Annotated in this window: 24 protein-coding genes; all 24 read right to left on the reverse strand. The window is 44.9% G+C overall.

The features are described 5' to 3' along the window. Positions 1–10: 10 nt before the first annotated feature. The 24 genes from infA to rpsJ are packed head-to-tail and all read right to left on the reverse strand — an operon-like array spanning position 11 to position 11,571. Positions 11–232 carry a translation initiation factor IF-1 gene (gene infA / locus AC060N_RS16765; RefSeq protein WP_027585466.1) on the reverse strand — a complete coding sequence of 74 codons (222 nt, stop codon included), beginning with the start codon at positions 230–232 and terminating at the stop codon, positions 11–13. Next, entirely contained in the window at positions 211–1,014 is an 804-nt protein-coding gene (gene map, locus AC060N_RS16770) for a type I methionyl aminopeptidase (RefSeq protein WP_479524797.1), read from the reverse strand. Before map ends, infA begins: the two co-directional genes overlap by 22 nt. A gap of 11 nt (positions 1,015–1,025) precedes the next feature. Continuing rightward, the gene (gene secY, locus AC060N_RS16775) at positions 1,026–2,369 is read right to left on the reverse strand and encodes a preprotein translocase subunit SecY (protein ID WP_106540246.1); all 1,344 of its coding nucleotides are present in this window, start codon (positions 2,367–2,369) and stop codon (positions 1,026–1,028) included. 5 nt (positions 2,370–2,374) lie between these two features. Beyond that, the gene (gene rplO, locus AC060N_RS16780; protein ID WP_479524798.1) at positions 2,375–2,821 is read right to left on the reverse strand and encodes a 50S ribosomal protein L15; all 447 of its coding nucleotides are present in this window, start codon (positions 2,819–2,821) and stop codon (positions 2,375–2,377) included. Positions 2,822–2,844: 23 nt separating this feature from the next. After that, positions 2,845–3,024 (reverse strand): 50S ribosomal protein L30, encoded by a 180-nt coding sequence (gene rpmD, locus AC060N_RS16785; protein ID WP_106540248.1) that lies wholly within the window; start codon positions 3,022–3,024, stop codon positions 2,845–2,847. 17 nt (positions 3,025–3,041) lie between these two features. Beyond that, the gene (gene rpsE, locus AC060N_RS16790) at positions 3,042–3,557 is read right to left on the reverse strand and encodes a 30S ribosomal protein S5 (protein WP_106540249.1); all 516 of its coding nucleotides are present in this window, start codon (positions 3,555–3,557) and stop codon (positions 3,042–3,044) included. A gap of 5 nt (positions 3,558–3,562) precedes the next feature. After that, complete coding sequence (rplR, locus tag AC060N_RS16795; RefSeq protein WP_106540250.1) at positions 3,563–3,919, reverse strand: 50S ribosomal protein L18; 357 nt, start codon at positions 3,917–3,919, stop codon at positions 3,563–3,565. A gap of 15 nt (positions 3,920–3,934) precedes the next feature. Continuing rightward, complete coding sequence (rplF, locus tag AC060N_RS16800) at positions 3,935–4,492, reverse strand: 50S ribosomal protein L6 (protein ID WP_106540251.1); 558 nt, start codon at positions 4,490–4,492, stop codon at positions 3,935–3,937. 16 nt (positions 4,493–4,508) lie between these two features. Further along, positions 4,509–4,907, reverse strand: coding sequence for a 30S ribosomal protein S8 (rpsH, locus tag AC060N_RS16805; RefSeq protein ID WP_106540252.1), 399 nt, complete (start codon positions 4,905–4,907; stop codon positions 4,509–4,511). 20 nt (positions 4,908–4,927) lie between these two features. Next, entirely contained in the window at positions 4,928–5,197 is a 270-nt protein-coding gene (gene rpsN / locus AC060N_RS16810; RefSeq protein ID WP_106540253.1) for a 30S ribosomal protein S14, read from the reverse strand. A 5-nt stretch (positions 5,198–5,202) separates the two neighbouring features. Next, the gene (rplE, locus tag AC060N_RS16815; protein WP_106540254.1) at positions 5,203–5,760 is read right to left on the reverse strand and encodes a 50S ribosomal protein L5; all 558 of its coding nucleotides are present in this window, start codon (positions 5,758–5,760) and stop codon (positions 5,203–5,205) included. Beyond that, positions 5,760–6,083 (reverse strand): 50S ribosomal protein L24, encoded by a 324-nt coding sequence (rplX, locus tag AC060N_RS16820; RefSeq protein WP_106540255.1) that lies wholly within the window; start codon positions 6,081–6,083, stop codon positions 5,760–5,762. The genes rplE and rplX overlap by 1 nt, the downstream gene beginning before the upstream one ends. Before the next feature lie 14 nt (positions 6,084–6,097). Then, the gene (gene rplN / locus AC060N_RS16825) at positions 6,098–6,463 is read right to left on the reverse strand and encodes a 50S ribosomal protein L14 (protein ID WP_106540256.1); all 366 of its coding nucleotides are present in this window, start codon (positions 6,461–6,463) and stop codon (positions 6,098–6,100) included. Positions 6,464–6,465: 2 nt separating this feature from the next. Further along, positions 6,466–6,723 carry a 30S ribosomal protein S17 gene (gene rpsQ / locus AC060N_RS16830; RefSeq protein ID WP_027585463.1) on the reverse strand — a complete coding sequence of 86 codons (258 nt, stop codon included), beginning with the start codon at positions 6,721–6,723 and terminating at the stop codon, positions 6,466–6,468. Between the two features lie 8 nt (positions 6,724–6,731). Continuing rightward, the gene (gene rpmC / locus AC060N_RS16835) at positions 6,732–6,929 is read right to left on the reverse strand and encodes a 50S ribosomal protein L29 (protein ID WP_025863441.1); all 198 of its coding nucleotides are present in this window, start codon (positions 6,927–6,929) and stop codon (positions 6,732–6,734) included. Further along, the gene (rplP, locus tag AC060N_RS16840; protein ID WP_106540257.1) at positions 6,929–7,363 is read right to left on the reverse strand and encodes a 50S ribosomal protein L16; all 435 of its coding nucleotides are present in this window, start codon (positions 7,361–7,363) and stop codon (positions 6,929–6,931) included. The genes rpmC and rplP overlap by 1 nt, the downstream gene beginning before the upstream one ends. Before the next feature lie 34 nt (positions 7,364–7,397). Further along, positions 7,398–8,111, reverse strand: a complete 714-nt coding sequence (rpsC, locus tag AC060N_RS16845) for a 30S ribosomal protein S3 (protein WP_153640176.1) — start codon at positions 8,109–8,111, stop codon at positions 7,398–7,400. Between the two features lie 6 nt (positions 8,112–8,117). Next, positions 8,118–8,534 (reverse strand): 50S ribosomal protein L22, encoded by a 417-nt coding sequence (rplV, locus tag AC060N_RS16850; protein WP_106540259.1) that lies wholly within the window; start codon positions 8,532–8,534, stop codon positions 8,118–8,120. 44 nt (positions 8,535–8,578) lie between these two features. Next, positions 8,579–8,848 (reverse strand): 30S ribosomal protein S19, encoded by a 270-nt coding sequence (gene rpsS / locus AC060N_RS16855; protein ID WP_106540260.1) that lies wholly within the window; start codon positions 8,846–8,848, stop codon positions 8,579–8,581. A gap of 9 nt (positions 8,849–8,857) precedes the next feature. After that, on the reverse strand, positions 8,858–9,682 hold the full coding sequence (gene rplB / locus AC060N_RS16860) for a 50S ribosomal protein L2 (RefSeq protein WP_106540261.1): 825 nt from the start codon (positions 9,680–9,682) through the stop codon (positions 8,858–8,860). A gap of 8 nt (positions 9,683–9,690) precedes the next feature. Beyond that, positions 9,691–9,987 (reverse strand): 50S ribosomal protein L23, encoded by a 297-nt coding sequence (rplW, locus tag AC060N_RS16865; RefSeq protein ID WP_371864360.1) that lies wholly within the window; start codon positions 9,985–9,987, stop codon positions 9,691–9,693. A gap of 8 nt (positions 9,988–9,995) precedes the next feature. Beyond that, positions 9,996–10,625: a 50S ribosomal protein L4 gene (gene rplD / locus AC060N_RS16870; RefSeq protein ID WP_106540262.1), complete on the reverse strand. Its 630-nt coding sequence runs from the start codon at positions 10,623–10,625 to the stop codon at positions 9,996–9,998. Then, positions 10,625–11,242, reverse strand: a complete 618-nt coding sequence (gene rplC, locus AC060N_RS16875) for a 50S ribosomal protein L3 (protein ID WP_479524799.1) — start codon at positions 11,240–11,242, stop codon at positions 10,625–10,627. Before rplC ends, rplD begins: the two co-directional genes overlap by 1 nt. 23 nt (positions 11,243–11,265) lie before the next feature. Continuing rightward, a complete protein-coding gene (gene rpsJ / locus AC060N_RS16880; protein ID WP_025863432.1) occupies positions 11,266–11,571 on the reverse strand; it encodes a 30S ribosomal protein S10 in 306 nt (101 codons plus the stop codon). Positions 11,572–11,590: the final 19 nt, after the last annotated feature.

Raw genomic sequence — 11,590 nt, forward strand, 5'->3', positions numbered from 1 at the left:
TTTCTGCGCTTTAATTTTTATATCTGAAAGTGATCCTTCCCTTAGTAAGGTCGTATGGAGACATCTCAACTTTTACTTTGTCACCAGGTAAAATCTTTATATAGTGCATCCGCATCTTGCCCGAAATGTGAGCTGTGATTACGTGACCATTTTGTAATTCTACCCTAAACATCGCGTTTGACAATGCTTCGATAATGGTTCCATCTTGTTCTATAGAAGGCTGTTTTGCCATAAAAAGTTGTTTTTTTTAATTGCTTCTTCTATAAAGTTAAAAGTTGAAAGTTTTTCAGCTTTCCCATCCCGTACCACAAGGGTATGTTCATAGTGAGCTGACGATTCTCCATCTACTGTTTTAACGGTCCAACCATCGTCTTCGGTTACGACTCCGGGCTTACCCGAATTCAGCATCGGTTCGATAGCCAACACTATCCCACGCCTGAGCTTCACTCCACGCCCCTGTTTGCCGTAATTGGCAACCGCTGGTTCCTCGTGAAGATTCCGCCCAATGCCATGCCCAACCAAATCTTTCACTATCGTAAAGTCATGTAGTTCGGCATGACGCTGGACAGCATGTCCTATATCTCCGAGCCGGTTTCCTTCAATTGCCGCGGTTATGGCGTCCTCGAGCGAACGATAAGTTGCCCGGCATAAGGTTGTTTCACGTTCCGGAACATTTCCGACCATAAAGGTATAACATGAATCACCGTACCAGCCGTTTAAGAGTACACCACAATCTATGGAAACAATATCGCCGTCCTTTATTTTATATCCGGACGGAATACCGTGCACTACCGTGTTGTTCACAGAAGTGCAAAGGGTATTGGGATATCCCTGATACCCCAGAAAACCAGGCTTTCCGTTATTATTTCGAATGAACGTTTCAGCTATCCGGTCCAACTCATTCGTTGTGATACCGGGTTGAATATATAGTGCTATTTCAGCTAATGTGCGACTTACAAGTAAGCAGCTTTCACGAATGAGGTCGATTTCTTCATTGGTTTTGAAGTAAATCATTCCCCTCCGCCTTATATTACAGAAGGACCGCCACCGGTACGTCCCTTGATACGACCACCTTTCAACAGGCCATCGTAGTGACGCATGAGCAGGTGACTTTCAATCTGCTGCAAGGTATCCAGAATAACTCCTACAAGAATCAACAGTGATGTACCGCCATAGAAGTGCGCAAACTGAGAGTTCACTCCCATCATCATTGCAAATGCAGGCAGAATCGTTACCAGTCCCAAAAAGATGGAACCCGGCAGTGTAATTCTTGACATGATGGTATCCAAATATTCAGCCGTTCGTTTACCCGGTTTTACTCCCGGAATAAACCCGCCATTCTTTTTCATGTCCTCAGCCATTTGGACCGGATTAATGGTAATAGCGGTGTAGAAATAGGTGAATATGATTACCAGCATGAACTGGGTAAAATTATACCAGAATCCGGTATAGTTCGAGAATGCAGACACGAAGCCACTCATTGATTCCGAACCGGAAAATCCGGCAATACTCATCGGTACGAACATGATCGCCTGGGCAAAGATGATAGGCATTACACCAGCAGCATTCACCTTCAGGGGAATGTACTGACGAACACCGCCGTACTGACGGTTACCTACAATCCGCTTTGCATACTGCACCGGTACTTTCCGGGTACCCTGTACCAACAGGATAGTCACCATAAATACCAGGAACAACAATACAAACTCGACCAGGAACATCACCAGTCCTCCTCCCTGCTCTTCTAACCGGCTAACAAACTCGGCGAAGAGTGCGAAAGGCAGACGGGCAATAATACCAATCATGATAATCAGCGAAATACCATTACCAATTCCCTTATCGGTAATTCGTTCACCCAGCCACATGATAAACATGGAACCGGCCGTCAGAATCACCGTCGAGGCAACGGTAAATGCAGCCCCTTTGATAGCGAAAGCTGTCTCGGGAAGCTGGTAGTGCAGGTTAGTCAGGTAAGCCGGAGCCTGAAACAACAGAATACCCACTGTCAAATAGCGGGTAATCTGATTAATTTTATTACGTCCGGATTCTCCTTCCTTCTGCAACTTCTGAAAATAAGGAACTGCGATACCCAAAAGCTGCACTACAATTGAAGCACTAATGTAAGGCATAATTCCCAATGCGAATACCGATGCATTGGAGAATGCCCCCCCGGAAAACATGTTCAACAATCCTAACAGTCCTTCTGATGATTGCGCCTTCAGTGCACCAAGCTGCGCGGGGTCAATCCCCGGCAACGAGACGTATGAACCGAGTCGGTAAACCAACAGAAACAGAAAGGTAACAGTCAACCGGGATCTTAGATCCTCAATTTTGTAGATGTTCTTAAGGGTCTCGAATAACTTTTTCATTAGGTTCAGAGTATTTCAGTAGTTCCTTCTAATTTTTCGATTGCCTCTTTAGCGCTCTTTGAGAAAGCATGGGCTTTTACGTTGAGTTTTTTACTCAATTCACCGTTTCCGAGAATTTTCACCTTATCGTTTTTAGAGATAAATCCTGCGGCGATGAGCGTGTCAACGTCGATTGCTTCCAGGCCTTTATCGTCGGCTAATTTCTGCAAAACACTCAGGTTGATAGCTTTGTATTCAACCCGGTTCACATTTTTGAAACCGAACTTAGGCACAAGGCGCTGCAAAGGCATCTGTCCACCCTGGAATCCGATTTTACGTGAGTAACCGGAACGGGATTTGGCACCTTTGTGACCACGGGTTGATGTACCTCCTTTACCGGAGCCCTGACCACGGCCAATCCGCTTTTCGCTTTTGGTGGAACCATTTGCAGGCTGTATGTTATGCAATTCCATATCTGAAAAAAAGTTTTTTGTCGTTAAACTTCTTCAACCTTAACAAGGTGTTTCAGTTTGTTAACCATTCCCTGAATTTGCGGGGTAGCCTCATGCTCGATGGTCTGGTTGAGTTTTCTCAGTCCCAGGGCCACCAGGGTTTTCTTCTGAACCTTTGAAGCACCGATTCCGCTTTTCACCTGTGTAATTCGAATTTTTGCCATTTCTCTAGGTGTCTTTCTTAACCGTTAAACACTTTATCGAGGGTTACGCCACGATGTTCAGCAACTGTGTAAGCATCGCGCATTTCGAGCAATGCATTGAACGTTGCTTTCACCAGATTGTGCGGGTTAGACGATCCTTTGGACTTAGCCAGGATGTCGTGTACTCCAACACTCTCCAGTACGGCGCGCATAGCACCCCCTGCTTTTACCCCGGTACCCGAAGATGCCGGTTTCAGGAAAATTCGTGCACCACCATACTTGGCGATTTGCTCGTGTGGAATGGTTCCGTTGATAACCGGAACCTTAACGAGATTTTTCTTTGCTGCATCAACACCTTTCGCGATGGCGGTGGTTACTTCACTGGCTTTACCAAGACCCCAGCCTACAATTCCGTCTTCGTTGCCAACAACGACGATAGCTGAAAAGCTGAATGTTCTACCACCTTTGGTGACTTTGGTGACACGGTTAATTGCTACTAACCGGTCTTTAAGGTCGAGATCGCTGGTTTTTACTTTTTTAATGTTCTTTGCCATAATGCTTAGAATTTAAGACCTCCTTCGCGAGCAGCTTCTGCAACTGCTTTTACACGTCCGTGATACAAATATCCCCCTCTATCGAATTTAACGGTACTGATACCTGCAGCTACTGCTTTCTCAGCAGCCAGTTTCCCAACTTTTGCTGCAATCTCGATTTTCGTACCCTTTTCAGAGGCGATTTCTTTATTCAGTGAAGATACGGCAACCAAGGTATTACCCGCTACATCATCGATCAGCTGCACATAAATCTGCTTGTTGCTGCGATATATACTCATGCGAGGAGCCTCGGCAGAACCAGAAATTTTAGTCCTGATTCTTTTACGAATTCTATCTCTTCTTTCTTGCTTTGTAAGAGCCATAACTCAAAAGTCAAATTATTTAACATTGGCCGATTTACCAGCTTTACGACGCAGCTGCTCTCCAACAAACTTGATACCTTTTCCTTTGTAAGGTTCGGGCATACGGAAGGAACGAATTTTAGCAGCAACCTGGCCGATGAGCTGTTTGTCAGCACTCTTAAGTGTTACGATTGGATTGCTTCGCTTGTCGGTCACGGCTTCTACCTTCACTTCGTCAGGAAGCTGAATGTAGGTATGGTGAGAATATCCCAGAACCAGATCAAGAATCTGTCCTTTGTTCTCGGCACGGTAACCAACACCAACCAATTCCAATTTAATTTCATAACCCTTGGAAACGCCTTCAACCATGTTGTTAATTAATGAACGGTACAAACCGTGCATCGCTTTATGACGCTTCTGCTCAGTAGGACGCTTCACCTCAATGGTGTTTCCTTCTACAGAAACCTCCATTTCGGGATCGACCTTTTGGGAGAGTTCCCCCTGGGGACCTTTTACGGTAACGATATTTTCGTCGCTTACGTTTACGGTCACTCCGGCAGGGACTTCAATGGGCAGTTTTCCTATCCTTGACATTGTAATTCCTCCTTTATTAATAAACGTAGCACAAAATCTCTCCACCTACTTTCAGGTCCGTTGCTTCTTTATCGGTGATAACCCCTTTCGATGTGGAAAGAATGGCTACACCCAGACCGTTCAGTACACGCGGAATTGAATCGGTGTTACAGTAACGGCGAAGTCCGGGTTTGGAGATACGTTTCAGCGTTTTGATCGCTGGTGTACCGTCTACCGGATGGTACTTGAGAGCGATTTTAATGCTTCCCTGGTAGTTTTTCTCTTCATCAATTTTGTAATTCAAAATGTAACCTTTCTCCTTCAGGATTTTGGTCATTTCGATTTTCAGGTTTGATGCAGGAATCTCTACTACTTTATGTTTTGCCTTAAGGGCATTTCTCAGTCGAGTCAGATAATCTGCAATCGGATCAGTCATCTTTGCAATAATTTAAATGATTACCAACTTGCTTTTTTTACTCCGGGAATCAGGCCGGCCGAAGCCATTTCACGGAACTGAATCCTGGAGATGCCGAACTGACGCATGTACCCTTTCGGACGACCAGTGAGTTTGCAACGGTTGTGCATACGTACGCGTGATGAGTTACGCGGCAGTTTGCTCAGTGCAATATAATCACCTTCTTCTTTCAGGCGTGCCCTTTTTTCGGCATATCTTTCAACGAGTTTCGCACGTTTTACTTCGCGTGCTTTCATTGATTCCTTAGCCATATCCTTTAATTCTTTTTAGCGTTTTTAAACGGAATACCAAATGCGCGAAGCAATGCATATCCCTCTTCATCGGTGTCAGCCGAGGTTACGAACGTAATATTATACCCGTTAATTTTCGTCACTTTATCGAGAACGATTTCGGGGAAAATAATCTGTTCGGTAACTCCCAGTGTATAGTTTCCACGTCCGTCGAATTTGTCGTTAACTCCTTTGAAGTCGCGAATACGCGGCAGAGCAACGCTAATCAGACGATCGAGAAATTCATACATTCTTTCACGACGAAGTGTTACGCGAACTCCAATCGGCATTTTTTTACGCAACTTGAAGTTCGAGATATCTTTCCGTGAAGTAGTGGTAACGGCTTTCTGACCAGTAATTGCAGTCAACTCTTCTACTGCAATCTCGATAAGCTTCTTATCGGCGATAGCGGCACCAACTCCCTGGTTGATAATAATTTTCTCGAGTTTCGGAACCTGCATGATGGAGTTATAACCAAACTCCTTCTGTAACGCAGGAATAATCTCATCTCGGTACTTGTTCTTTAGTGTAGGTACGTAATCCATTACTTAATCTCCTCTCCTGATTTTTTCGAATAACGTACTAATTTTCCTTTGTCGTTCAGGCGACGGCCAATGCGAGTCCGCTTACCGCTTGCAGGATCAACCAACATCAGGTTGGAAATATGCACCGGGGCTTCTTGTTTCAAGATACCACCCTGTGGGTTTTCTGCATTGGGTTTGGTGTGCTTTGACACCAGATTGACTCCCTCGACGATGGCGCGGTCTTTTTCCCGGATTACCTCGAGCACTTTTCCTTGTTGCCCTTTTGAGTTACCGGATATAACCACTACGCTATCCCCTTTTTTGATATGTAACTTTTTCTGCATTGTTCTGAATCTTTTTAAAGTACTTCAGGTGCCAAAGAGACAATTTTCATATGGCTGTCACGCAGTTCACGGGCGACGGGACCGAAAATACGGGTTCCACGCATTTCGCCGGTTGCATTAAGCAACACCACTGCATTGTCGTCGAAGCGAATGTATGAACCATCCTGACGGCGCACTTCTTTCCGCGTACGAACAACAACAGCCTTCGAAACAGTCCCTTTTTTCAAGTCGCTGCCAGGAAGAGCGTTCTTAACCGTTACCACCACTTTGTCACCCAAAGAGGCATAACGCTTGCGGGTACCGCCTAAAACGCGAATGACCAAAGCTTCCTTTGCTCCGCTGTTGTCGGCAACTGTACAACGTGTTTCTTGCTGTATCATGGTTACTTAGCTCTTTCTAAAATTTCAACTAGTCTCCATCCTTTGTTTTTCGACAGAGGACGGGTTTCCATAATTTTTACGGTATCGCCAATGTTGCAGGTATTAGCTTCGTCGTGTGCATAAAATTTGCTGGTTTTATTCACAAACTTCCCGTACATAGGATGTTTAACCTTACGCTTTTCTGCAACGACAATGGTTTTATCCATCTTATTGCTAACGACAACGCCGATACGCTCTTTCCGAAGATTTCTTGTTTCCATTGTCTTAATTATTTTTCTTCAAGTTGACGTTTCCGCAGTTCCGTTTGCAAACGAGCAATATCTCTGCGGGTATGGCGAATTCTCAACGGATTATCAAGCGGGCTCACGGCATGATTCATTTTCATCCGAACCAGCTCTTCATTCGCGTTATCGATCTTCTCAACGATTTCCGCTGTGGTTAACTCTCTGATTTCAGAAGTTTTCATTACTCATTAATTGAAGATTCTACAAAATCGCGTCGAACAACAAATTTGGTCGTTACGGGCAACTTCTGCGCTGCCAAACGTAATGCCTCCTTCGCCAGTTCGAACGGAACGCCGTCAACTTCAATCAGGATTCTTCCTGGAGTAACGGGTGCGACAAATGCTTCAGGAGCTCCTTTACCTTTACCCATACGTACCTCTGCAGGCTTCTTGGTAATCGGTTTATCTGGAAATATTCGGATCCAAATCTGTCCCTGACGTTGCATGTGGCGGGTTACCGCTACCCTGGCTGCCTCAATCTGGCGGCCGGTAATCCATGTTGTTTCCAGGGATTTAATACCAAAGGTTCCGAATGCCAGTTGATTGCCACGTTGGGCATTCCCCTTCATCCGTCCCTTTTGTACTCTTCTGAACTTTACTTTTTTTGGCTGTAACATCTTTTCTAACTTTCTCGATGGTTAACAGACTAAATTATTTCCTACGCTTCTTGGCTCCGCCACCTTGTTTGCCTCCGCGTCCAGGTCCTTTTTGTGTACCTACGTTTGGTGACAGGTCGCGTTTACCATAGATTTCTCCTTTGCAGATCCAAACCTTTACACCGATTAAACCGGTTTTGGTCAGGGCCTCTCCAAGGGCGTAGTCAATGTCGGCACGAAGGGTGTGCAACGGGGTACGGCCATCTTTATACATTTCTGAACGAGCCATTTCAGCTCCGTTCAAACGACCGGAAACCTGCACTTTAATACCCTCTGCTCCCATTCGCATAGCGGAAGCAATGGCCATTTTAACGGCGCGGCGGTAGGCAATTTTGCCTTCTACCTGGCGTGCGATATTATTAGCGACGATGCGAGCGTCGAGTTCAGGACGTTTAATCTCGAAGATGTTGATCTGAACTTCTTTCTTGGTGATCTTCTTCAACTCCTCTTTCAACTTGTCAACTTCCTGACCACCTTTACCAATAATAATACCGGGCCTTGAGGTATGGATGGTGATAGTGATAAGCTTCAGCGTACGCTCGATGATAATCTTCGAGATGCTTGCTTTAGCCAAACGTGCAGAAAGATATTCCCGCAGCTTGTGGTCTTCGACCAGTTTATCACCATAATTGTCACCTCCGAACCAGTTGGAATCCCATCCTTTGATGATTCCAAGCCTATTAGATATCGGATTTACTTTTTGTCCCATGTATTATTATTTAGAAATTTCTTCAACAACATTCTTACTGGCCAGACGGATGGTTACATGGTTCGAACGTTTCCGAATACGGTGTGCACGACCCTGGGGTGCCGGGCGCAGACGTTTCAGAATACGTGCCGAATCAACGAACACCTCTGACACGTAAAGATCACTTTCCTCAATCCTTACGCCTTCGTTTTTGGATTGCCAGTTCGCAATAGCTGAAAGCAAAAGCTTTTCAACTGCGCGAGAGGCTTCCTTTGACGAGAACTTCAGGACGTCCAGAGCTTGATTCACCTCCATGCCGCGGATCATATCAGCGACAAGACGCATTTTACGCGGCGAAGTGGGACAGTTGCGCAGAACGGCCTGATATTGTTGTTTTTTTGCTTCTTTGAGCAATTCAGCGCTCTTTCTTTTTCTAGAACCCATCGTTAGTACTTTTTACTACATTTTAACATTACCGCGGGTATGGCTTATTTCTTTTTGTTTCCACCATGACCCCGGAAGGTACGTGTAGGTGCAAATTCTCCCAATTTGTGACCAACCATGTTCTCAGTTACATAAACAGGGATAAACTTGTTTCCGTTGTGAACAGCGATGGTATGGCCTACAAAATCAGGTGAAATCATGGAATGTCTGGCCCACGTTTTGATTACCGACTTCTTCCCACCTTCATTCATGGTGAGAACCTTTTTTTCCAATTTAAAGTCGATAAAAGGGCCTTTTTTAAGCGAACGGCTCATAATCGATGATTACTTTTTCCTACGTTCAACAATGTACTTATTCGAAGCCTTCTTCTTAGCGCGGGTTTTATAACCCTTAGCCAGAACGCCTTTACGCGATCTTGGGTGTCCACCCGAAGAGCGTCCTTCTCCACCACCCATTGGGTGATCGACTGGGTTCATAGCTACTCCGCGAACTCGCGGACGACGACCAAGCCAGCGGCTTCGACCGGCTTTACCTGATCTTTCAAGCGCATGATCGGTGTTTCCAACTGTACCTACCGTTGCACGGCAAGCAGTAAGAACCATACGGGATTCGCCTGAAGGTAATTTGACAATCACGTACCTTCCTTCACGAGAAGTAAGCTGCGCATACGAACCAGCCGAACGAGCCATGACGCCGCCTTGTCCGGGATGCAACTCAATGTTGTGAACGATGGTACCCAAAGGTATATTGGCTAACGGAAGGGAGTTTCCAACTTCCGGAGCAACGTTTTCTCCCGAAATAACGGATTGGCCTTCACGAAGACCGTTCGGGGCGAGGATGTAACGTTTTTCTCCATCAGCGTAAACCAAAAGAGCAATACGTGCGGTACGATTCGGATCGTACTGTACAGATTGCACTTTAGCGGGAATACCATCCTTATCGCGCTTAAAGTCGATAACACGGTACTTCCGCTTATGCCCGCCACCTATATACCTCATTGTCATCTTACCGGTGTTATTACGCCCACCGGTTTTTTTAATGGGCTTCAACAATGATTTCTCAGGTGTGTCTGTCGTAACGGTATCAAAGGCACCAATGATTTTGTGCCTTTGACCCGGTGTTACAGGTTTTAATTTTCTAACTGCCATCTCTTAATTTAGATATTGCTGTAAAAATCAATAGTGTCACCTTCTACCAAAGTAACGATTGCCTTTTTATACGAGTTGGTCTTACCAGTCAGAACACCACTTTTAGTATAGCGTGATTTGGCTTTACCTGGATAGACCATGGTATTCAAGGAGGCAACCTTAACGCCATAGAGATCTTCTACAGCCTTTTTAATCTGCTGTTTATTTGCCCTGCGATCAACAACAAAACCGAAGCGGTTTAACGTTTCCGCCTGGTCTGTCAGTTTTTCGGTTACAATGGGGCGAATCAGAATATCAACCATCATTTTTAGCGTTAAATCTTAAACATTTCCTCCATTGCCTTCACAGAACTCTCCACTAAAACCACTTTTTTAGCATGCATAATTTTATATGTGCTTAATTCAGAAGCGGTTACAACTTCGGCATTCTGTAAATTTCTGGATGACAAATATATGTTTTTATTTGCTTCAGATAAAACAATCAGCGACTTTTTATCAGCCACCGCCAGATTGTTCTGAATAGCAACAAACTCCTTGGTTTTTGGCGCTTCGAAATTGAAGTCTTCCATTACCACGATATCGTTGCTTTTGGCTTTATAGGTCAGAGCCGATTTCCGGGCCAATGCTTTCAGCTTTTTGTTCAGCTTGAAACCATAGTTGCGCGGTTGCGGTCCAAATGCACGACCTCCACCACGGAAAATAGGCGACTTGATACTACCCGCACGGGCTGTACCAGTACCTTTCTGACGCTTTAATTTACGGGTCGAACCGGTAATCTCACCACGTTCCTTCGACTTGTGGGTACCCTGACGCTGGTTGGCCAGGTACTGTTTTACATCAAGGTAAATGGCGTGATCGCTAGGTTCAACAGCATAGATAGAATCAACCAACTCTATGCTTCTTCCGGTTTCTTTTCCTGCTGTATTTAAGATTGCAATTTCCATTACTGTGCAATGATTAAGTATGAACCTTTGGCTCCGGGTACGGAACCTTTAACAATCAAGAGATTTTTCTCTGGGATAACCTTCAGCACTTTCAGGTTCTCTACTGTTACTGTCTTACCTCCATCGCGTCCGGCCATACGCAGACCTTTGAATACACGAGCAGGATAAGAAGCAGCTCCGATAGAACCCGGTGCACGCAGACGGTTATGCTGACCGTGTGTGGATTGTCCAACACCGCCAAAACCATGACGCTTAACTACCCCTTGAAAACCTTTACCTTTTGAGATACCCTGAATATCGACCCAGCTTTCTTCCTGGATAATGTCAACAGTTACGGTATCGCCAAGCTTGAGATCTTCATCGAATCCATTGAATTCGACTACTTTGCGTTTAGGACTGGTACCGGCCTTTTTATAATGGCCAAGTTCAGCTTTTGTGCTGTGCTTTTCCTTTTTGTCTTGAAAACCCAGCTGAATTGCTTCGTAACCATCAGTATCGATGGTTTTAACCTGGGTAACAACACAGGGACCAGCCTCAATCACAGTGCATGGGATGTTTTTCCCCTCAACACTGAATACGGAAGTCATTCCGATTTTCTTTCCAATTAATCCTGGCATTTCTACTTACTTTAAGCAGTTTATCAAACTTTAATTTCAACCTCAACACCGCTGGGAAGCTCGAGCTTCATCAGGGCATCGATTGTCTTCGCAGTTGAACTGTAAATGTCGATCAATCGCTTGTACGACGACAATTCAAACTGCTCCCTCGATTTTTTATTTACGAAGGTTGACCGCAATACAGTAAAAACGCGACGATGAGTAGGAAGCGGTATAGGACCGCTCACTACTGCACCGGTAGTCTTCACTGTTTTTACGATCTTTTCTGCTGATTTGTCGACCAAGTTATGATCGTAAGATTTCAGCTTTATCCGAATTTTTTGACTCATGATAAGAACGTATTACAGC

It is taken from the genome of Prolixibacter sp. DSM 2831 (genome assembly GCF_056493735.1).